Below are 21,256 nucleotides of genomic sequence, written 5' to 3' on the forward strand. Positions count from 1 at the left end.
TCTTTCGCCGCCGCTGCGCCGATAGTGGGCCCTGTCCTCACTCGCACAGGCCACGCCATGAGCTCGCCGATCGACCTGAACAAGGTGGTCACCCTGGTCATCCACCACAAGGTGCGCCCCAGCGCACTGGCGCAATACGAAACCTGGCTCAGGCACACCGTGCTGGCGGCCAAGGCCCAGCCGGGCCACCTCGGGGTGAACGTGATCCGCCCCGACAGCGGCGGAACGATGTTCACCACCGTGGTGCGCTTCGCCGAGGCAGAGCAATTGCAACACTGGATCGACTCGGCCGAACGCGCCGCGTTGATCAAGGAGGTGGCGCCGTTGCTCGAAGAGGGCGACCACCCGCTGGTGCACGCCGACGCCGAATTCTGGTTCACCCCGCCGCGCGCCGACAGCCCGCAGCCACCGAAGTGGAAGCAGGCAGTGCTCACCTACCTGGTGATCTGCCCGCTGACGATGGTCATCCCGGCGCTGTGGCGGCCGCTGTTCGAACGCGTTCCCGCTCTCGGCGGGATCATCCCCAGCAACCTGTTGATCACCCTGTGCATCGTGGTGCCGGTGGTGTTCGTGATCATGCCGCAGGTCACCCGCTGGTGTTCCCACTGGCTCAGCGCCCGCTGAGCCTTTTGCTATCCCGACAGGAGTTAACCATGAGCACTTTCGTCACCGCCGATGGCACCGAGATCTACTACAAGGATTGGGGCACCGGTAAACCGGTGCTGTTCAGCCACGGCTGGCCGCTGGACGCCGACATGTGGGAATACCAGATGCACTTCCTGGCCAGCCGCGGCTACCGCGCGATCGCCTTCGACCGCCGCGGCTTTGGCCGTTCCAGCCAGCCGTGGGAAGGCTACGACTACGACACCTTCGCCGATGACATCGCCGGGCTGATCGAGCACCTGCAACTGAGCGAGGTGACCCTGGTCGGCTTCAGCATGGGCGGCGGCGACGTGACCCGCTACATCGCCCGCCATGGCCACGCGCGGGTGGCCAAGCTGGCCCTGCTCGGCGCGGTCACGCCGATCTTCGGCCAGATCAACGGCTACGGCGCCGGCGTGCCGATGGAGGTATTCAGCGGCATCCGCGACGGCCTGCTCAAGGACCGCGCGCAGTTCATCGCCGATTTCGCCACGCCGTTCTACGGCATCAACCAGGGCCAGGTGGTGTCCGAGGGCGCGCTGACGCAAACCCTCAACGTGGCCCTGCTGGCCTCGCTCAAGGGCACGGTGGACTGCGTGACGGCGTTCTCCGAAACCGACTTCCGCCCAGACATGGCCAAGATCAACGTGCCGACCCTGGTGATCCACGGCGACGCCGACCAGATCGTGCCGTTCGAAACCACCGGCAAGCTGGCCGCCGAGCTGATCGAAGGCGCGCAATTGAAGGTGTACCCCGGCGCCCCCCATGGCTTTGCCGTGACCCACGGTGAGCAATTGAACCAAGACCTGCTGGCCTTCCTGGCCGGTTGAGGAGCTGACGTATGAACCACGCCGACCTGATCCTGTTCAACGGCAAGCTGCACACCGTTGACCCGGAGCAACCCTATGCCACTGCCGTGGCCATCGCCGAGGGCAAGTTCCTCGCGGTGGGCACCGATGCCGAGATCATGCGCCACCGAGGGGCTGGCACGCAGATGATCGACCTGCAGCGGCGCACGGCCATTCCAGGCCTGAACGACTCGCACCTGCACCTGATCCGTGGCGGGCTGAACTACAACCTGGAACTGCGTTGGGAAGGCGTGCCGTCGTTGGCCGATGCCCTGGAGATGCTGCGCGTGCAGGCGCAGCGTACCCCCACCCCGCAATGGGTGCGGGTGGTCGGTGGCTGGAACGAATTCCAGTTCGCCGAAAAACGCCTGCCCACACTGGAAGAACTCAACAAGGCCGCGCCCGACACCCCGGTGTTCGTGCTGCACCTGTACGACCGCGCGCTGCTCAACAAGGCCGCGCTGCGCGTGGTCGGCTATACCAAGGACACGCCCAACCCGCCGGGCGGGGAGATCCAGCGCGACGCCAACGGCGAGCCCACCGGCATGCTGATCGCCCGGCCCAATGCGATGATCCTCTACGCCACCCTGGCCAAGGGGCCGAAGCTGCCGCTGGAATACCAGGTGAACTCCACCCGGCAGTTCATGCGGGAGCTCAACCGCCTCGGCCTGACCAGCGTGATCGACGCCGGTGGCGGCTTCCAGAACTACCCCGACGACTACGAAGTGGTACAGCAACTGGCCGACGCCGGCCAACTGACCGTGCGCATCGCCTATAACCTGTTTACCCAGAAGCCCAAGGAAGAACTCGCCGACTTCCAGCACTGGACGCGCACCGTGACCTACCAGCAAGGCACGGATTATTTCCGCCATAACGGGGCAGGGGAGATGCTGGTGTTCTCTGCCGCCGACTTCGAAGACTTCCTCGAGCCGCGCCCGGAACTGGCCGCGAGCATGGAGGCCGAGCTGGAACCGGTGGTGCGCCACCTGGTCGAGCACCGTTGGCCGTTCCGCCTGCACGCCACCTATGACGAGTCGATTTCGCGCATGCTCGATGTGTTCGAGCGGGTCGATCGCGACATCCCGTTCAACGGCCTGCCGTGGTTCTTCGACCACGCCGAGACCATCACCCCGCGCAACATCGAGCGGGTGCGGGCCCTGGGCGGCGGCATCGCCATCCAGGACCGCATGGCCTTCCAGGGCGAATACTTCGTTGACCGCTACGGCAGCCACGCCGCGGAGCACACCCCGCCGATCCAGCGCATGCTCGCCGAAGGCGTGCCGGTCGGTGCCGGCACCGACGCCACGCGGGTGTCGAGCTACAACCCCTGGACCTCCCTCTACTGGCTGGTCAGCGGCAAAACCGTCGGCGGCTTGGCGCTGTACCCCGAGGGCCTGCCGCGCGCTACCGCGTTGCAGTTGTTCACCCAGGGCAGCGCGTGGTTCTCGTCCGAACAGGGCAAGAAGGGCCAGATCAAAGAAGGCCAACTGGCCGACCTGGCAGTACTCAGCGAAGACTTCTTCAGCGTTGAAGAAGACGCCATCAAAACCATCGAGTCGGTGCTGACGGTGGTCGGCGGCAAGGTGGTGTATGGCGCTGATCGCTTCCGCGACCTGGGCCCGGCGCCGCTGCCGGTGGTGCCGGAATGGTCGCCGGTGGCGCTGGTCCCCGGCCACTGGCGGCCACAGAACGCCCCGCTGCAGCAGCAGGTGCACCACTGCGTGGGCAGTTGCGGGGTGCACGGCCACAGCCATGAAAAGGCCCGCCTGAGCAGCGTGCCGGTGGCGGACTTCAGCGGCTTCTGGGGCGCCTTTGGCTGCTCCTGCTTCAGCTTCTGAACAGGCGGCTTGAGATGAGTACCCCCGCACACGCCGCCAGCGCCTCGCCCTGGCACCCGCTGACGGTCAGCACCTTCCGCTGGCTGTGGCTGGCCAGCATCGCCTCGAACATCGGCACCTGGATGCACGAGGTGGGCGCCGGCTGGTTGATGACCTCGCTCTCGGCCAGCCCGCTGGCGGTGGCCCTGGTGCAGGTGGCCGGGGCGCTGCCGGTGTTCCTGCTGGCGCTGCCAGCCGGGGCCCTGGCGGACATCGTCGACAAACGCCTGCACCTGCTGCGGGTGCAGGTGTGGATGGCCGCGGTCGCGGCGCTGTTGGCGCTGTTGACCCTGCTCGGGCAGATGAGCGCGCCCTTGTTGCTGGCGCTGACCTTCGCCATGGCCTGCGGGACCGCGCTGATGATGCCGGCCTGGTCGGCGCTGGCGCCTGAGTTGGTGGGCCGCGAGGCTTTGCCGGCGGCGGTGGCGCTGTCCAGCCTGGGGGTGAACGTGGCGCGCGCCATCGGCCCGGCGATCGCCGGGGTCCTGGTGAGCCTGGCCGGGCCCTGGCTGACCTTCGCCTTGAACGCGGTGTCGTTCCTGGCGGTGATCGGCGCGCTCTGGGCCTGGCAGCGCACGCCCACCAGCAGTGTATTGCCGGCCGAACGCCTGTGGGGGGCTATCCGTAACGGCGCGCGCTATGCCCGCAGCGCCCGGCCGCTGCAAGCGGTGCTGGTGCGTACCGCGGTGTTTTTCCTCGGCGCGGCGCCGGGCATGGCCTTGCTGCCACTGCTGGTGCGCCGCGAGCTGGGCGGCACGGCCGCCGACTACGGTGTGCTGTTGGGCTGCGTGGGCATCGGCGCGATTGCCGGGGCCATGCTGCTGCCGCGGCTGCGGGCGCGGCTGCACCCCGATGCGCTGATGTTCGGCGCCACCCTGCTGTACGCGGCCGTGCTGCTCGGGCTGGCCTGGGTGCGCGCGTTCGGCGCCCTGGCGCCGCTGATGCTGCTCAGCGGCGCGGCCTGGATCGCCGTGCTCTCCAGCCTGCAACTGGCGGCGCAAACCGCGGTGCCGGCGTGGGTGCGGGCGAGGGCGCTGGCGGTGTACATCCTGGTGTACTTCGGCTGCTCGGCGCTCGGCGCGGCGCTCTGGGGCGCGGTGGCCAGCCACGGCTCGATGGCCACGGCCTTCAGCGGCGGCGCGCTGCTGTTGGTGGTCGGCTTGGTCGCGCGCTGGCGCTACCCGCTGCCGACCACCGCGGCCGAAGACCTCGCGCCGTCACTGCACTGGCCGGCGCCGCTGCTCGACCCGGCCCTCGAACAAGAGCGCGGCCCGGTGCTGGTCACCCTCGAATACCGCATCGCCGCGGCCGATGCCGCGCCGTTCCAGCAGGCCATGCAGGCGGTAAAACGCATGCGCCAGCGCAACGGCGCGTTCTCCTGGGGGCTGGTGCAAGACGCCGCCGACCCCAGCGTTTGGCAAGAGTTCTTCTTCGATGAGTCCTGGCTTGAGCACCTGCGCCATCACGGCCGAGTGACCCGTGCCGAGCAACGCATCGAAGCCGCTGCACGGCGCTACCAACAGGCGGGGGTGCCGGTGGGCATCCGCCACCTGCTGGGCGCGCCCACCCGTTGACCTAAACCTACCGTAAATGGAGCATGACCCATGGCTACCCCTTACAACCGCTTGAACAAAGATGACGCCATCGTACTGCTGGTCGACCACCAGGCTGGGCTGATCTCGCTGGTGCAAGACTTCAGCCCTAGCGACTTCAAGAACAACGTCCTGGCCCTGGCCAACCTGGCCAAGTTCTTCAAGCTGCCGACCGTGCTGACCACCAGCTTCGAAAAAGGCCCCAACGGCCCGATCGTGCCAGAGCTCAAAGAGCTGTTCCCTGAAGCCCCCTACATTGCCCGCCCAGGCCAGATCAACGCCTGGGACAACGAAGACTTCGTCAAGGCGATCAAGGCCACTGGCCGCAAGCAGTTGATCATCGCCGGCGTGGTCACCGACGTGTGCGTGGCGTTCCCCACCCTGTCGGCGCTGGCCGAAGGCTTTGACGTGTTCGTGGTCACCGACGCCTCCGGCACCTTCGACAAGACCGTGCAACAAGCCGCCTGGGCGCGCATGAGCGCCGCCGGCGCGCAGATGATGAACTGGTTCAGCGTGGCCTGTGAGCTGCACCGCGACTGGCGCAACGACATCGAAGGCCTCGGCGCGCTGCTGTCGAACCACATCCCGAACTACCGCAACCTGATGACCAGCTACTTCACCCTGACCGCCAACCAGTAAGGGTGGTATCGGGCCCGTACTCCCTGTAGCGGGGGTACGGGCTTTTTTGTGCCCGGCTTCAGGGCCTATCGCCCGGCACAGCCGGAGTGCCGGACCACGGCCTCCCATGGGCTTTGCATTTACTCGTAAATCAATGGCTTACACACATCTGGTGGAAGATTCTATGGTTTTGAGTAAGTGAGCTGATCCGTTTCCTGTGGCGACATCACTTCACCTTCCGCCTTTTACGGCGGGTTACTTTTGGTTTCGCCCAAAAGTAACCAAAAGGCATTGCGCTCAATCGTCCGGCCCCCGCCTGCGGCGGGGGTTCCCTCGCTTCGGCGCCGCTCCAGGGCCTGGGTGATCGCGCACCAAAAGCAAAAGCAAAAGCAAGAGCAAGAGCAAAGCAACTCTAAAGCCCTTCCTATAGCTCCAGTTCAATCCGTGGGCGGCTGTGCCGTAGTGCTGTTCACTTAAGTCATTTCAGTACTGCATGGAGGGGGGCGATCTGTGAGCTCTGCTGATTTTGTGCATGAGTTTCAAGGCCCATCGCCCGGCACAGCCGGCCTCCCACGGGCTCTGTATTGCTACGTAAATCAATGCCTTACACAAAACCGGTGGGAGGCCGGCTGTGCCGGGCGATGGGCCCTCAAACGCCACATCAATGGTTGCGCAACCATCGAGAGCTACGATTTAGCGCTTTTACATACCATGGTACGTAATGCAGTGGTACGTATCATATAAAGAAAAATATCTCATCACTTTGAGAGAAATAAGAAGTTGGATAATATGGATTTATCCAACCTTGACACTCCGGGCGGCCCTTAACCGCCGCCCCATTGATACAGCCGATACGAGGCACCCCCATGGCCGAACTTTCCGCCGTCGAGCGCTACCGCGCCGCCGGCCGGCGCGCCAACACCGAGCGGGCCTACCAGGCCGCGGTGGCCCATTACGAACAAAGCTGGGGCGGCTTCCTGCCGGCCAGCGCGCATAACGTGGCCGCCTACCTGGCCGACCACGCCGCCACCCTCGCGGTCAGTACGTTAAAAGCGCGCCTGGCCGGCCTCGCCCATTGGCACAACGCCCAGGGCTTCCCAGACCCGACCAAGGCGCCGATCGTCAAGGAAGTGCTGCGCGGCATCCGCGCCAGCCACCCGCAAACCCTCAAGCAGGCCCAGCCGTTGCAGCTGGCGGCGCTGCAGCGCTGCGCGCGCTGGCTCGACCAGCAGGTGGAGCAGGCCCGCGCCGCCGCCGAGCCACGGCTGATGCGCCTGCTGCGCGACCGTGCGTTATTGCTGGTGGGCTTCTGGCGGGCCTTCAGGAGTGATGAACTGTGCCGCCTGCGGGTGGAGTGGAACGTGGTCGAGCGCGGCGAGGGCATGACGCTGTTCCTGCCCAGCAGCAAAACCGACCGCCACAACCACGGCCAGCACTACCCAGTGCCGGCGCTGCAGGCGCTGTGCCCGGTGCAGGCCTATGAGGCGTGGATTGCCCATGCCGGGATCGCCCACGGCCCGGTGTTCCGCCGGGTCGACCGCTGGGGCAAGCTCGGCGAGCAGGCGCTGCACCCGTACAGCCTGGGCGGTTTGCTGCGGGCGCTGCTGCGCGAGGCCGGGGTGGCCGAGCAGGGCATCAGCAGCCACTCGCTACGCCGTGGCTTTGCCGGTTGGGCGGCGAGCAACGGCTGGGACCAAAAGTCGTTGATGAGCTACGTTGGCTGGCGCGACCCCGCCTCGGCGCTGCGCTACCTTGAGGCCAGCAACCGCTTCACCCAGGGCGGCCCGTGGCGTTTGCCGGGCAGCGAGCCTGCGTGATTTGGTTTAGAATCGCCGCCCCCCGATCCACAGCCGACTGCAAGGCGGAGTGACCCGATGGCCCGAGTTGGCATCACCCAGGACAGCGTGCAGCACGCCCGCGACGCGATCATCGCCCGCGGCGAAAACCCGAGCATCGACGCCATCCGCATCGAGCTGGGCAACACCGGCTCGAAAACCACCATCCACCGCCTGCTCAAGGCGCTGGAGGCGCAAGAGGGCTCGCTCGCCGAGGGCGCCAGCTCGATCAGCGACGAGCTCACCACGCTGGTCTCGCAACTGGCCGAGCGCCTGCTCGGCGAGGCGCAGCAGCGCATCGACGCCAGCGAGGCAAAGCACCAGGCCGAATGCGAGCAGGCCGCCGAACAGCTGAGCGCGGCCCAGGTGGAGCTGGCCAATACCGCCCAGGCGCTGGCGGTGACCCGCGAAGCCCTGGCCAGCGAGACCGAAGCCCGCGAAGTGGCCCAGGCCTCGCTGCAGGCCGAGCACACCCGCAACGCCCGGCTGACCCAGGCCAACGCCGACCTGCAAACCCGGGTGGACGACAAGCTCGCCCAGGTGGCCTCGCTCGAAGACAAACACCGCCACGCCCGCGAGGCGCTGGAGCACTACCGTGCCGCCGCCCAGCAGCAGCGTGAAGAAGAACTGCGCCGCCACGAAGGCCAGTTGCAGCAAGCCCAGGCACAAACGCGCCAACACCAGCAGCAGTGGGCGGTGTGCCAAGAGGAACTGAGCCGGGTCGAGCGTGAGCAGCAGCGCCTGCTGGCCCGTAGCGAGCAACAGCAGCAGGCGTTGGTTCAGGCCCAGCAGGCTGCCGCGGGCCAGGCCGAGGCGCTGGCGGCGCTGCAAGCCCAGGTGGCGCAACAGGCCGGTGCCCGCGCGGTGCTGCTCGAACAACTGGCCGAGCTCAAGGCTGAGCGCGGCGAGCAGGCCCAGCAGTTGCGCGCCGAGCAGCAGGCGCTGGCCCAGGCCCGCGAAGCGCTGGCGGTGGCCAACGCCGAGGTGGCGCGCCTGCGGGCCGCCGAGCCGCCCGCGGCGCGCGGCTGACGCGCCTTACGGCGCCGGGTTGGGCTGGCGCTGGTGGATCGCCTCGATGCCTTGCAGCACCTCGGCGCTGAGCACCAGTTCGGCGCTGGCCAGGTTGCTCTGCAGCTGCTCGAGGGTGGTCGCGCCGATGATGTTGCTGGTCACGAACGGCTGCTGGGTGACGAACGCCAAGGCCATTTGCGCCGGGTCCAGGCCGTGCTCGCGGGCCAGTTGCACGTAGGCCTCGGTGGCGAGGGTGGTTTCCGGGTTGTTGTAGCGCTGGAAGCGCTCGAACAGGGTCAGCCGGCCCTTGGCCGGGCGCGCGCCGTTGAGGTACTTGCCGGCGAGCACGCCGAACGCCAGCGGCGAATAGGCCAGCAGGCCGATCTGCTCGCGGATGGCCACTTCAGCCAGGCCCACTTCAAAGCTGCGGTTGACCAGGTTGTAGGGGTTCTGGATCGATACCGGCCGCGCCCAGCCGTGGCTTTCGGCCAACTGCGCAAAGCGCATGGTGCCCCACGGGGTTTCATTGCTCAGGCCCACGTGGCGCACTTTGCCGGCCTTGACCAACTCGCTCAGCACCTCGAGGGTTTCTTCGATCGGCGTGCTTTGGTCATCGGCGTGGTGGGTGTAGCCCAGCTTGCCGAAGAAGTTGGTTTTGCGGTCGGGCCAGTGCAACTGGTACAGGTCGAGGTAATCGGTGTTCAGCCGCTTGAGGCTGGCCTCCAGCGCGGCGGTGATGTTTTTGCGGTCAAGCCGCGGGTTGCCGTCGCGGATGTGGTCCATGCGGCCGGGGCCGGCGACCTTGCTGGCGAGGATCCAGTCGGCGCGGTCGCCGAACTTCCTGAAGTAATTGCCGATGATGCGTTCGGTGGTGGCGTAGGTCTCGCCACCGGGCGGCACCGGGTACATTTCGGCGGTGTCGAGCACGTTGACCCGCGCGGCCTTGGCCAGGCGAATCTGTTCGAAGGCTTCGGCTTCGGTGTTTTGTTCACCCCAGGTCATGGTGCCGAGGGTAAGGGCGCTGACCTGCAGGTCAGTGCGGCCAAGAGGGCGAAATTGCATGACGTATCCTTAGTTGAGCGTGCCCGGCACCGGTGCCGGGCATCAGGCTGAAAGCGAGGGAAACACGCAGCGGGGAGGGGCGGTAACGGCGCCGCCTTTCGTCGGAAACATTTAGCAAACTAATTAGTCATCGTCCACCACCTAAGTTATCATACAACCGCCGTGGGCAAGGCTCCCTCCCGTGCCCGGCACTAGTCGAGTAGGCCTGCATCTTCCGAGAGGCCGACCGGGCACCGAGCCCTGTTCGATGGCACAGCCGCAGCGAGCGCTTGCGGGTTCTGTCCGTTAAACACACGAGGTTCGAATAGTTGCCATGGGGCGCCAAGTACTGCTGTACCTGTCTCACTTTTTCAAACGCATCATGGAAAGCATCACCCCGCAGGCACGCGGCTACGACGAAGAGCAAGAAGGGTTTTCCCTGGCGTCGTGGGTGATGATCGTCGGTTTGGCGCTGTACATCGCCGGTGGCCTGGGCTTCTACGCCAAGACCCACCTGTGGGACCAGCTCACCGAGCAGCAAAAAGGCATCGTCGTACAGGCCATGATGACCAACGACCAGATGCTGTAACACCGCAACACCCTCGCTACACCGCCCGCTCGAAGAAGCGGCCCTTCCAAGAACAAGATTCATACCGGTGGCTGACGCTCTACATCCTGGGGTTTCACGGGTTCGTGAACATCCGGGCGGCTCACGCGTGTCGACATTTCGGCGCGTAGCAACGGCAGGCACTGCGGATATTCCCGGTTGATCCAGGTGATCAGGCGCTCGCGCATGTGGCAGCGTGCGTCCCAGTTCCTGGACGAATCGGCCGAGCTGAGCAGAATGCGCAGTTGCATCGACTTTTCGCTGGTGTCGGTGACCTGCAGCACGCTCACTCGGCCGTCCCACAGATGGGGAATTTCTTCGCAGATCAGCTTGACCTCGTCACGCAGGGCCTCCAGTGGCAGGGAATAATCGACCCAGAGGAACACTGAACCGATCAGCATCGAGCTTGAGCGCGTCCAGTTCTGGAACGGTTTTTCGATGAAGTAGGTCAGCGGCACCACCAGGCGCCGTTCGTCCCAGATCTTCACTACCACATAGCTGCCGGTGATCTCCTCGATCCGCCCCCATTCGCCCTCGACGATGACCACGTCGTCCAGGCGGATGGGCTGCGAGATGGCGATCTGCAACCCCGCGATCAGGTTGCCCAGCACGGGCTTGGCGGCAAAACCGGCGGCCAGCCCGGCCAGGCCCGCCGACGCCAGCAAACTGGTGCCGATCTGCTTGACCGCCGGGAAGCTCATCAGCATCAGCCCGGTGCCGAAGAGGATCACCACCACGTTCAGGCACCGCACCAGCACCCGTACCTGGGTCTGGATGCGCCGCGCGGCGAGGTTGTCTTCCACTTCCAGGGGGTTGCGCAGGTTCACTGTTTCAGCCACCGCGCGCACGCAGCGCAGCGCCCACCACACGAACGCCCCGAGCAGCAGCAGGCCGTTGACGTGGCGCACGCTGTTGATCAGGTAGAGGTCGTCGGGGGCGTTGGTCCACACCGACTGCAGCGCCAGCAGGGGCAATAGCCACAGGCTGGGCTTGCTGGAGTGTTCAACCAATTGCTGGGCGAGGGTGAAGGCGCTGGCAATGCGCCGCAGCACCGCCAGGCCGACCCAGCGGATGACCAGGATCACGAGTACGGCGACAACGGCGGCGATCAACGTGCTTACCCAGGGCATGGGCACGCGATCCAGCCACGCTTCGGGGATCAGGTCATTCATCGGCCAGCTCCGTTCGGTGGGTCACCTTGTACCGACCGAAGGCTCTGGCCAGGGTTCCCCGGCTACAGCGCCAGGGCGTTGAAACGTTTGAGCTGGCGGATCACCCCGGCGTGGTCGAGGTCGCCGTCACCGGCGGCGACCATCTCGCCGAACAACCGGTCGACCACCTCGGCCACCGGCAACGCCAGGCCCAGTTCGGCGGCCTCGGCGAGGGCGGTGCGGGTGTCTTTGTGCTGCCATTTGGCCGGGCCACCGGGGCGGAAGTCGCCGCTGAGCATGCGCTCGCCGTGCTGGCGCAGGATCGGCGAATCGGCAAAGCCGCCGGCCAGGGCCTGGCGCACCTTGGCCGGGTCGGCGCCGCCGCGCTCGGCCAGCAGCAGGCCCTCGGCGACGGTGGCCAAGGTGCTGGCGACGATCAACTGGTTGACCAGCTTGGCCAGTTGCCCGCAGCCGGCGGGGCCCACATGCACCGGCCGGCCAAGGGCGCCGAGCCAGCCTTCGGCGGCGGCGAAGGCCGCCTCGCTGCCGCCGGCCATGATCGCCAGGCTGCCCTCGCGGGCGCCGCGCTCGCCGCCACTGACCGGCGCGTCGAGGTACTCCAGCCCCAGCCCTTGGCAGCGCGCCGCCTGGGCGCGGGCGGTGGGTACCGGGATGGAACTCATCACCACCACCTGCGCACCGGCCGCGAGGCCGGCGGTGGCGCCCTGTTCGCCAAATAGCAGTTGGTCACAGGTGGGGCCGTCGCTGAGCATGCACACCAGCGCCTGCACTCCCACGCCCACGTCCCGTGGCTGCTGGCAGAGCACCGCGCCGGCCTCGGCGAGCGCGCCCAGGCGCTCGGCCGAGCGGTTCCACACCTGCACCTTGTGGCCGGCGGCCAACAGGTTGCGCACCATCGGCGCGCCCATGATGCCGGTGCCGATAAAACCAATGCGGGTACTCATGCCTGGCCCTCGCGCAGTGCTTCGGTGCCCGGCGCCGGGGCCTTGGCGATCACCCCACGGGGCCTCAGCAGCATGCCGATGCCGCCGGCTGCCACCAGCGCGGCGATGATCAAAAAGCCCGGCGTATAGCTGCCGGTGGTGGTGTACAGCAGCCCGGTGATGTACGGGCCGGAGAACCCACTGAGGTTGCCGATCGAGTTGATCAAACCGATCCCGGCGGCCGCGCCGACGCCGGTCAGGGCCTGGCCGGGCACCGCCCAGAACACGTTGATCGCGCTGTACACGCCGATCGCCAGCAGGGTAAAGCCGATCACGATCACCCACGGCTGGTTGATGATCAACGCCACGGTGATCGACACCGCCGCCAGCAACGCGGCGCCGCCAGCGTGCCAGTGGCGTTCCTGGTAGCGGTCGGAATGGCGGCTCCACAGCAGCATGCACACCGCCGCGAAGGCATAGGGGATGGCCGTCAGCAGGCCGTTTTGCATCAGGCCCAATTCCAGGCCGAAGGTGGCGCGGAACGACTGCAGCACGCTGGGCAAAAAGAAGTTCATCGCATTGGAGCCCGAAGTGATGCCGAAGTACACGAACGCCATCAGCCACACGGTGGGGTTGCTCAAGGCCTTGCCGATGGCCTGGCGCTTGCTCAGGTGGGCGTCGGCGGCGGTGGGCTTGGCGCGTTCTTCGCGGTCGAGGGTGTCGATCAGCCAGCGCCGTTGTTCTTCGCTCAGCCAGTGGGCGTCGGCCGGGCGGTTGGTCAGGTAGAACAGGCAGACGATACCCAGCGCCACCGCCGGCAGGCCTTCGGCGATGTACATCAGCCGCCAGCCGACCACGCCGATGTGCTCACCCAGTTCCATCAAGCCCACCGACAGCGGTGCGCCGATCACCTGGGCGATCGGCACGCCAAGGTAGAAGGTGGCGAAAATCCTGGCCCGGTAGCGGCTGGGGAACCACAGCGAGAGCAGGTAGATCACCCCCGGGAAGAAGCCGGCCTCGGCCACCCCGAGCAGCACCCGCAGCACCACGAAGTGCGTGGCGTTCTGCAACAGGCCCATGGCCGCGGCGATCAGCCCCCAGGTGATCATGATCCGGGCGATCCACACCCGCGCGCCGAAGCGGTGCAGGAGGATGTTGCTCGGCACTTCGAACACGAAGTACCCGAGGAAGAAAATGCCCGCGCCCAGGCCATAGATGGCCTGGCTGATGCCGATGTCTTCGTTCATGCGCAACGCGGCGAAGCCGACGTTGGTGCGGTCAAGGAAGGCGACCACGAACAGCACGATCAAAAAGGGGATCAGGCGCCGGGTGATGCGCCGGAGGGTTTGTTGTTCCAGTTCGCTTGCGGGGGTGGTGGGGGCCATGGTGGCGCTCTTCTTGTTGTTGTGTAAGGGGGGGCGGTCAGCCGCGGGTGTCTTCGATATGGGCCTGGACGATGCTGTCGAAATCCGTGTCGGCCTCGAAGCCCAGCGCCAATGCCCGCGGGCTGTCGACCCGGGTGGGCCAACTGCAGACGATGCGCTCGATGGCCGGGTCGTGCTGCCACTGGATCAACTGCGCCGCCTGCTTGCCGGCCACCCGCTCCAGCGCCGCGACCATCTCACCCACCTGGGTGGTCAGGCCGGGCAGGGCGATGATCCGTTCGTTGCCCAGGCGCTCGGGCGCCAGTTGCATGGCGTGCTGCATGGCCTGGAGGATGCGCCGCGGCGAGCTGATGAATACTTCGGTGTCTGGGCTGACCGGGCACACCGCCGGCAGGCCGTTGAGCGGTTCGCGGATGATCGAGCTGAAAAAGGTCGAGGCGGCCTTGTTCGGCTTGCCCGGGCGCACCACCACGGTCGGCAGGCGCAGCACGCGGCCGTCGATAAAGCCCTTGCGCGCGTAATCGGCCACCAGCAGCTCGCCCACCGCCTTTTGCATGCCGTAGGAGGACTGCGGGGTGACCACGGTGTTATCGCTCACCACCTCCGGCAGCGCGCCGCCGAACACGGCAAAGCCGCTGCTGAACACCAGGCGGGTGCCACGGCCCTGCTCGCGCAGGGTTTCCAGCAGGTTGAGCAGGCCGTGCAGGTTGACCTGCATGCCGAGGTCGAAGTCTGCCTCGGCGGCGGCGCTGACCACCGCCGCCAGGTGCCAGACCAGGTCGGCGCCGTCGGTGATGCGCGCCACCGTGGCGCGGTCGGCGATGTCGCCGGTGATCACTTCCAGGCGTGGGTCTTGCGGCAGGCCTTCGCCGGGGAAGGCGTCAAACAGGGTGATGCGCTCGATGGCCTGGGCGGCCTGGCCGTCGAGGGTGAAGTGGCCGGCGGCGAGTAGGCGCTGGGCCAGTTGCTTGCCGATAAAGCCGGTGCCACCGGTGATGAGAATGCGCATGGGGAGTCCTTGTGTGGAATAAACGCGGCCGTTAATTGCTCATGCCGCCGTCGATCACCTGTACGGTGCCGGTCATGTAGGCGCTGGCGTCGCTGGCCAAGTACAGCGCCAGCCCGGCGATTTCTTCCGGTTGGCCGAGGCGGCCCATCGGTTGGCGCGCCACGAAGGCCGCGCGCACCGCCTCGATGCTCTGCCCGCTGGCGGCGGCCTGGGCCTCGATGCGCTGCTGCAACGAGGGCGAGTCGACGGTGCCGGGGCAAATGGCGTTGCAGCGGATGCCGTGCTTGACGTAGTCGGCGGCGACCGATTTGGTCAGGCCGATCACCGCCGCCTTGCTCGCCGAATAGGCGCAGCGCCCGGGCACGCCCATCACGCTGGAGGCCACCGAAGCCATGTTGATGATCGAGCCACCACCACGTGCCAGCATCCCCGGGAGGAAGGCGCGGATGCTGTGGTACATGGCGGTCACGTTGAGGTCGAAGGAGAACTGCCAGTCTTTCGGCTCACAGGCGAGGATGTCACCGGCGTGCACGTAGCCGGCACAGTTGAACAGCACGTCGAGCGGGCCGATGTCGCGCTCGGCGGCGGCGATGGCGGTGGGGTCGGTGGCGTCCAGGGCCAGCGCCGTGAGCCCTTCGATGCCCTGCAGCGGGGCGATGTTCAGGTCGCTGGCGTACACCGTGGCGCCGGCGTCGCGGAAGGCCAGGGCCGAAGCCAGGCCGATGCCTTGGGCGGCAGCGGTGATCAGCACGCGTTTGTTGGCGAGCATACGGGGGCTTTCCTTTTTATGGCTGTTGTTGAGTGGCGCACCGTGGTCTTTACGCTAGGGTGCGCGCGCGATAATCTCCAATGACATATTTTCAGGCTTCAATAGCCGCAGGTTATCAACTATGGCGCCACTCGCCTTCAACCCGCTGTGCAACTGGCTGCGCTTTCGCCACCTGGTGCTGATCGACACCTTGGCCCGCCAGCAGAACATGCACGCCACCGCGCAACAGATGAACATCAGCCAGCCGGCGGTGAGCAAGATGCTCCGGGAGGTCGAGAAGCTGCTGGGCTTCGAGCTGTTCCAACGGCTGCCGCGGAGCATGCCGCCCACCGACCTGGGCGAGCAGGTGGCGCGCTACGCGGCCATCGCCTTGAACGATGCGCGGCAGTTCGTTGAGCAGATCAACCACCTGCACGCGGGCGGCCACGGCGTGGTGCGGGTGGGGACGATCTTCGCCGCCACCGCGGTGGCGTTGCCGGCGGCGATCGTGGCGGTCAAGCAGCAGTGGCCGCTGCTGAACATCCAGGTGCAGGAAAACACCAGCGCGCTGTTGCTCGAGCGCCTGGAGAACAAAGAGCTGGACCTGGTAATCGCCCGCTTTACCCTCGACCGCCACCGCGAGCTGTTCGATTTCCGCCCGCTGGCGCCCGAGCCGCTGAGCCTGGTGGTGGGCAGCCAGCACCCGCTGTGCGAAGTGGCCAGCCTGCCCTTGGCCACCCTCAGCGACTGGCCGTGGGTGGTGTACCCACCCGGCACCCCGGTGCGTGCCCGCACCGAGCGGGCCTTCGCCGAGGCGGGTATCGCCTTCCCCGGTAATGTGGTGGAAACGGTCAGCTCGCGCACCACCCTGCAACTGCTGATGACCGCGCCGATGATCGCCATGCTCGCCGACGCCATGGTCGAGCCCGAGGTGCAGGCTGGCCGCCTGCGCCGGCTGGGGCTGCCGTTTCCGTTGGTGCTCGACGACTACGGCGTGATCACCCGCCGCGGCGAAGCGCCGAGCTGGGCAGCGCAGGCGTTGATCGGGGCGTTGGGGGCCCGGGCTTGAGGGCCCTTCAGCCCTGCACCGCCCAGCCCATCCCCAGTGCCTTGTGCAGCGCCGCAAAATCCTTGACCAGCTCGGCGTTGGCGCTGATGTGGTTCTGCTGCGCCTCGAACAGCGTGCGCTCGGCGTCGAGCCAATCCAGGGTGCTGGCGGTGCCGGCGTCGAAGCGTTGCCGGCTCAGGTTCGCGGCGCGCTGGGCGCTGGCTTCCACGTCGGCCAGCAGCACGGTGTTCTGCCGCTGGTGGCCATAGCGGGCCAGGGCCAGGTCGGCGTCCTTGAGGGCGCCGAGCACCACCGCCTGATAGTGGGCCAGGGCTTCGTCGCGGCTGCCTTCGGCGTTTTCCACCCCCGCGCGCACGCGGCCAAAATCCAGGATGTTCCAGGTCAGCCGGGGCAGCGCCAGCCAGGTGCCGTTGGCGTTGCGCAGCAGGTGGCCAGGGTCGCCGGCGCTGAACGAGAGGTCGCCGGTCAGGCTCAGCTTGGGGAACCACTCGGCCTGCTGCTGGCCGATCTGCGCGGTGCGCTGGGCCAGTTGCCGCTCGGCGGCGCGCACGTCAGGGCGGGCCTTGAGCAACTGCGCCGGGTCAGCCAGCGGCACCTGCGCCGGCACCTGGGGCAACGGCGCCGGGCTGGCCAGGCGGGCGTCCAGCTCACCCGGTTCGAGGCCGCAGAGCAGGGCCAGTTCGTCTTGTGCCTGCACCACCCCGGTTTGCAGCGGCAGGCGTTGCGCCTCGGTGGTTTGTGCCTGGGTCAGCACTTGTTCCAGTTGCAGCTGCGAGGCCACCCCGCGTTCGCGGCGTTGGCGGGTGAGTTCCAGGGCTTGCTGCTCCACCGCCAGGGTGGCGTCGACCAGGGCCAGGCGTGCCTGCTGGTCGCGCAGGTCAACGTAGGCCTGCACCACCTCGGCGGCCAGTTGCACCTGGCTGTCGGCCAGGTTCGCCAGCGCGCCCTCGGCCTGGGCATCGGCGGCTTCCACCGCGCGGCGGGTGCCGCCAAACAGGTCGACCTCCCAACTGGCGTCGAAGCCGGCCAGGTACAGGCTCAGTGGCCCACGGCCGCCGCCGCTGCCCAGGCCGAAGGCGGAGGTATCCGGCGAACGCATGCGCAGCATCATCACATCGGTGCTGACCTTCGGCATGCCGCTGGCGCGTTCGCTGGAGAGGTTCGCCCGCGCCTGGCGCAGCCGTGCCTGGGCCTGGGCGAGGTCCGGGCTGTGGGCCAGGGCCAGGCTGACCAACTGGTTGAGCTGGGTATCCCCCAGCCCCAGCCACCACGGCGCGGCGGGCGCCGGGCGCAGGCCGCTGGCGGGGTCGTGGGCCAGGCGCCCGGCGGCCAGGCTGTGCGGCGCCGCATTCGGCGCGCCGTGGTAATCCGGGCCTACGGTGCAACCGGCCAAAGCCAGCAGGGCGAAGGCGTACAAAGGTGTTTTCATCGTGCCGGCCCTGCCTGTGCCGTGCGCTGCTTGAGCATGAAGGCCAGGGGCAGGCAGGCGAGCATGGCCAGGCCCAAGGCGAAAAAAGCGTCGTTGTAGGTCATCGCCGAGGCTTGCTGGGCGATCTCGTTGGCCAGTTGGCCCATGGCCTGCAATTGGGCCCAGGCTGGGTCGCCATGGTTGGCCACGAAGCTTGCGCTGCGCTCGGCGATCTGGTCTTGGGCGAGCTGGCTGTTGGCGTGGATCGACTCGCGCAGGGCGGCGTCGTGGAAGTGGTTGCGGCGGTCGATCAGCACCCCCAGCAGGGCCAGGCCGATGGTGCCGCCGAGGTTGCGCGACATGTTGTACAGCCCGGCGGCGTCGCCAGCCTGCTCTGGCGGTACCGAGCGCATCGACAACTGGCTCAGCGGCATCATCACCAGGATCTGCCCGACCCCGCGCAGCAACTGCGACAGCACGAAATCATGGCCCACGCTCTGGGCGGTGAGGGTGGTGTCGACCCAGCAACTGGCCCAGTACAGCACCAGCCCCAGCAGCACCAGCAGGCGCAGGTCCCAGCGGCCAAGCAGGCGCGGCAGGATCGGCATCATCAGGAACGCCGGCAACCCCGACAGCAGCATCACCGCGCCGGCCTGCTGGGCGTTGTAGCCGCTCATCACGCCGAGGAACTGCGGCACCAGGTAGGCGGTGCCGTACAGCCCGGCGCCCACCGAGGTGCCGATCAGCAGCACGCTGGCAAAGCGCCGGTTGGCCAACAGCCCCAGTTGCAGGATCGGTTGGCGGGCGGTCAGTTGGCCGGCGGCGAGCAAGGCAAAGCCCAGCGCGCAAGCGGCGCTGAGGGCGCAGATCAGGGTCGAGTCGAACCAGCGCTCGCGCTGGCCTTCCTCCAGCACCACGGTCAGGGTAGACAACCCCAAGGCCAGCCCGGCGATGCCCAGCCAGTCGGCCTTGAACAACGCCTGCAGGTTGGGTTTTTCCGCGGGCAGGCCGGTCCACAGCAGGCTCACCAGCGCGGCGGTGACCGGCAGGTTGAGAAAAAAGCACCAGCGCCAGCTGAAGTTCTCGGTCAGCCAGCCGCCGATCACCGGCCCCAGCAGCGGCCCGAGGATCACCGTCATGCCGAACAAGGTGGTGCCGATCGGCAATTGGTGGGCCGGCAAGCGGGTGCGCACGATGGTCTGCGCGGTGGGGATCATCGCCCCGCCGGTAAAGCCCTGGCCGATGCGGCAGAGGATCATCCCGGTGAGCGAGCCGGAGAGGCCACAGCCGATGGAAAACACGCTGAACAACACCGCCATCACGATCAGAAAACGCCGCAGGCCCATGATCCGGGTGAACCACGCCGCCAGCGGGATCATGACGATTTCAGACATCAGGTAGCCGGTGGAGATCCACGTGCCCTCGGTGCCGGTGGCGCCGATCTGGCCCTGGATTTGCGGCAGCGCCGAGTTGGTGATGGAAATATCCAGGGTGGCCAGCAACGCCCCGAGGGAACCGGCGATCACCGCGATCCAGTCGGTCAGCGAGGCATTGGCCTGGGGCGCGGCGGCGGCCTCAGCCATGCTCGGCGCCCCGCGTGTCGACTTCGACGGTGGCCGACAACCCCGGCACCAGCACGCCTTGCAGGTCTGCCGGCAGGTCGAGGCGGATGCGCACCGGCACCCGTTGCACGATCTTGGTGAAGTTACCCGTGGCGTTGGACGCCGGCAGCAGCGCGAACTGCGCGCCGGTGCCCGGCGAGAAGCTGTCTACGGTGCCGGCCAGCTCGCGCCCGGGCAGGGCATCCAGGCGCACGTTGACGGCCTGGCCGGGGCGCATGGCGCCCAATTGGGTTTCCTTGAAGTTGGCGGTCAGGTACAGCGCCTGCAGTGGCACCACGGTGAGCAAGCGGGTGCCCGGCTGCACGTACTGGCCCTGGCGCACGCCACGGTCACCGACGCGGCCGTCGATCGGCGCGCGCACCTCGGCGTCGTCGAAGTCCAGCCGTGCCTGGGCGTCGCTGGCCTGGGCCACGCCCAGTTGCGCTTTGGCCTGCAGCACCTGCGCTTGCAGGGTGCCGTAGCGGGTTTGCGCCGAGCGCAGCGCCGCCTGGCGCGCGGCCAGGGTGCTCTGCGCCACCGCCTGCTGGTTGCTCAGCTCGGCCAGGCGCTCCTGGGTTTCGGCGCCGGAGCGGGCCAGCGGCGCGTAGCGCTTGACCTCTGCCTCGGCATGCCGCGCATCGGCCTGGGCGCCGAGCACCTGGGCCTTGGCTTCGGCGATGCTGGCATCCTGTTGGGTCAGGTCGGCTTCGGCCTTGGCCAGGTCGGCCTGGCGGGCGCTGATGGTGGCCGAGGTTTCGTCGGCGGCGGCGCGGTATTTACGCCCGTCGAGGCGTACCAGCACATCGCCGCGGTGCACCGGCTGGTTGTCGGCCACCAGCACTTCGGCCACATAGCCGCTGATTTTTGGCGCCACGGTGAGGCTGTCCGCTTGCAGGTAGGCGTCGTCGGTGCTTTCGATAAAGCGCCCGTGCAGCCAGTACCAACCCCCCCAGCCGAGCGCGCCGACCGCGGCCACCGCGGCCAGGCCGAGCAGCACGCGGCGCGCTTTGCCGCGTTGTTGCGCTTCGGGTGCGGGGGGTACAGCGGTGGGTTCGGCCATGGTGACTTCCAAATTATTCCAGTTGGAATAAAATCGCCGGGCAAGACATATTTTGTCAACAGTTATAACCTCCAACGGTTGACCTTTACGGAAATCACGCATGGCACGGCACAAACCCACCACCGAAGGCGGTTACCAGCGCGGCGAGGACACCCGCGAACGGTTGATCCACGCCGCCATGCAGGTGTTCGGGCAAAAGGGCTTCGACGCTGCGTCTACCCGTGACATCGCCGCCACGGCGGGCGCCAACGCGCCCGCGCTGCAGTATTACTTCGGCAACAAAGAGGGCCTTTACCTGGCCTGTGTGGAGCACATCATCGAGCGTCTCTGGGCCCAGCTCGATGCGCCGGCGCAATGCGCCGAGGCGGCCCTGGCCAACCCGGCGGCGAGCGACGCCGAGCGCATCGAGGCGGTGCTGGGGATTCTCTCCCAGGTGCTGGCGCTGATCGAAGACCGCCCCGGCGCGGCGGCCTGGCGCGAGTTCATGTCGCGCCAGCAAGCCGGCCAGTGCCCACCCAGCGCCCACGGCCTGATGAACGAGCGCTTCAAGCTGCGCCTGGCGCGGGTGATCCGCGGCCTGGTGGCGCAGTTGACCGGGCGCGCGGTCGACGACGAGCTGACCATCCTCCACGCGCATACGGTGTTTACCCAAGTGGTGGCGTTCCGCGTGCAGCGGCAAAGCCTGCTCGAGAGCCTGGGCTGGGACAGCGTGGATGCCGCGCGGATGGAAAAGGTCCGCGCGCTGGCGCTGACCCACGTGCGCTTCGCCCTCGAGGGCCTGGTGCGCCAGCGCGGCGCTGCTTAACCGGG

General features: G+C 67.4%; 19 protein-coding genes. 10 read left to right on the forward strand and 9 right to left on the reverse strand.

All coding sequences use genetic code 11. The features are described from left to right. The first annotated feature begins 57 nt into the window (after positions 1-57). From ACFZCE_RS05105 to ACFZCE_RS05135, 7 genes are all read left to right on the forward strand, one after another. On the forward strand, positions 58-624 hold the full coding sequence (locus ACFZCE_RS05105) for an antibiotic biosynthesis monooxygenase (protein ID WP_390936682.1): 567 nt from the start codon (positions 58-60) through the stop codon (positions 622-624). 29 nt (positions 625-653) lie between these two features. After that, positions 654-1,472 carry an alpha/beta fold hydrolase gene (locus ACFZCE_RS05110; protein WP_390936684.1) on the forward strand — a complete coding sequence of 273 codons (819 nt, stop codon included), beginning with the start codon at positions 654-656 and terminating at the stop codon, positions 1,470-1,472. 11 nt (positions 1,473-1,483) lie between these two features. Then, a complete protein-coding gene (locus ACFZCE_RS05115) occupies positions 1,484-3,328 on the forward strand; it encodes an amidohydrolase family protein (RefSeq protein WP_390936685.1) in 1,845 nt (614 codons plus the stop codon). A gap of 14 nt (positions 3,329-3,342) precedes the next feature. Next, positions 3,343-4,941: an MFS transporter gene (locus ACFZCE_RS05120; protein ID WP_390936686.1), complete on the forward strand. Its 1,599-nt coding sequence runs from the start codon at positions 3,343-3,345 to the stop codon at positions 4,939-4,941. Between the two features lie 30 nt (positions 4,942-4,971). Further along, positions 4,972-5,598 (forward strand): isochorismate family cysteine hydrolase YcaC, encoded by a 627-nt coding sequence (ycaC, locus tag ACFZCE_RS05125; RefSeq protein WP_390936688.1) that lies wholly within the window; start codon positions 4,972-4,974, stop codon positions 5,596-5,598. An 845-nt stretch (positions 5,599-6,443) separates the two neighbouring features. Continuing rightward, on the forward strand, positions 6,444-7,394 hold the full coding sequence (locus ACFZCE_RS05130; protein ID WP_390936690.1) for a tyrosine-type recombinase/integrase: 951 nt from the start codon (positions 6,444-6,446) through the stop codon (positions 7,392-7,394). A 57-nt stretch (positions 7,395-7,451) separates the two neighbouring features. After that, positions 7,452-8,441: a DNA-binding protein gene (locus ACFZCE_RS05135; protein ID WP_390936691.1), complete on the forward strand. Its 990-nt coding sequence runs from the start codon at positions 7,452-7,454 to the stop codon at positions 8,439-8,441. 6 nt (positions 8,442-8,447) lie between these two features. Here the strand turns inward: ACFZCE_RS05135 and ACFZCE_RS05140 are convergent, their stop codons facing one another. Further along, a complete protein-coding gene (locus tag ACFZCE_RS05140; RefSeq protein WP_390936693.1) occupies positions 8,448-9,485 on the reverse strand; it encodes an NADP(H)-dependent aldo-keto reductase in 1,038 nt (345 codons plus the stop codon). A gap of 313 nt (positions 9,486-9,798) precedes the next feature. Here ACFZCE_RS05140 and ACFZCE_RS05145 point away from each other — a divergent pair, with 313 nt between their 5' ends. Then, positions 9,799-10,053 (forward strand): hypothetical protein, encoded by a 255-nt coding sequence (locus tag ACFZCE_RS05145; RefSeq protein ID WP_390936695.1) that lies wholly within the window; start codon positions 9,799-9,801, stop codon positions 10,051-10,053. Positions 10,054-10,112: 59 nt separating this feature from the next. On the opposite strand, the gene ACFZCE_RS05150 is transcribed toward ACFZCE_RS05145, so the two are convergent. From ACFZCE_RS05150 to ACFZCE_RS05170, 5 genes are all read right to left on the reverse strand, one after another. Further along, positions 10,113-11,243 carry a mechanosensitive ion channel domain-containing protein gene (locus ACFZCE_RS05150; protein WP_390936697.1) on the reverse strand — a complete coding sequence of 377 codons (1,131 nt, stop codon included), beginning with the start codon at positions 11,241-11,243 and terminating at the stop codon, positions 10,113-10,115. 62 nt (positions 11,244-11,305) lie between these two features. Further along, positions 11,306-12,187 carry an NAD(P)-binding domain-containing protein gene (locus ACFZCE_RS05155; RefSeq protein ID WP_390936698.1) on the reverse strand — a complete coding sequence of 294 codons (882 nt, stop codon included), beginning with the start codon at positions 12,185-12,187 and terminating at the stop codon, positions 11,306-11,308. After that, positions 12,184-13,551, reverse strand: coding sequence for an MFS transporter (locus ACFZCE_RS05160; RefSeq protein ID WP_390936700.1), 1,368 nt, complete (start codon positions 13,549-13,551; stop codon positions 12,184-12,186). The genes ACFZCE_RS05155 and ACFZCE_RS05160 overlap by 4 nt, the downstream gene beginning before the upstream one ends. 37 nt (positions 13,552-13,588) lie before the next feature. After that, on the reverse strand, positions 13,589-14,560 hold the full coding sequence (gene denD, locus ACFZCE_RS05165) for a D-erythronate dehydrogenase (protein WP_390936702.1): 972 nt from the start codon (positions 14,558-14,560) through the stop codon (positions 13,589-13,591). A 31-nt stretch (positions 14,561-14,591) separates the two neighbouring features. Further along, positions 14,592-15,329, reverse strand: a complete 738-nt coding sequence (locus tag ACFZCE_RS05170; protein ID WP_390936703.1) for an SDR family oxidoreductase — start codon at positions 15,327-15,329, stop codon at positions 14,592-14,594. A gap of 121 nt (positions 15,330-15,450) precedes the next feature. On the opposite strand from ACFZCE_RS05170, the gene ACFZCE_RS05175 reads away from it, so the two are divergent. Further along, positions 15,451-16,377, forward strand: coding sequence for a LysR substrate-binding domain-containing protein (locus ACFZCE_RS05175; protein WP_390936705.1), 927 nt, complete (start codon positions 15,451-15,453; stop codon positions 16,375-16,377). Positions 16,378-16,384: 7 nt separating this feature from the next. Here ACFZCE_RS05175 and ACFZCE_RS05180 read toward each other — a convergent pair whose 3' ends face one another. Genes ACFZCE_RS05180 through ACFZCE_RS05190 form a run of 3 tightly spaced genes read right to left on the reverse strand, consistent with a single transcriptional unit; the run spans position 16,385 to position 20,446 of the window. Further along, complete coding sequence (locus ACFZCE_RS05180) at positions 16,385-17,806, reverse strand: efflux transporter outer membrane subunit (RefSeq protein WP_390936706.1); 1,422 nt, start codon at positions 17,804-17,806, stop codon at positions 16,385-16,387. Continuing rightward, complete coding sequence (locus ACFZCE_RS05185) at positions 17,803-19,368, reverse strand: DHA2 family efflux MFS transporter permease subunit (RefSeq protein WP_390936708.1); 1,566 nt, start codon at positions 19,366-19,368, stop codon at positions 17,803-17,805. The genes ACFZCE_RS05180 and ACFZCE_RS05185 overlap by 4 nt, the downstream gene beginning before the upstream one ends. Then, entirely contained in the window at positions 19,361-20,446 is a 1,086-nt protein-coding gene (locus tag ACFZCE_RS05190; RefSeq protein ID WP_390936710.1) for an efflux RND transporter periplasmic adaptor subunit, read from the reverse strand. Before ACFZCE_RS05190 ends, ACFZCE_RS05185 begins: the two co-directional genes overlap by 8 nt. A 100-nt stretch (positions 20,447-20,546) precedes the next feature. Here ACFZCE_RS05190 and ACFZCE_RS05195 point away from each other — a divergent pair, with 100 nt between their 5' ends. Beyond that, complete coding sequence (locus tag ACFZCE_RS05195; protein WP_390936712.1) at positions 20,547-21,251, forward strand: CerR family C-terminal domain-containing protein; 705 nt, start codon at positions 20,547-20,549, stop codon at positions 21,249-21,251. Positions 21,252-21,256: the final 5 nt, after the last annotated feature.

This window comes from Pseudomonas sp. NPDC007930, from assembly GCF_042958985.1.
GTDB lineage: Bacteria > Pseudomonadota > Gammaproteobacteria > Pseudomonadales > Pseudomonadaceae > Aquipseudomonas.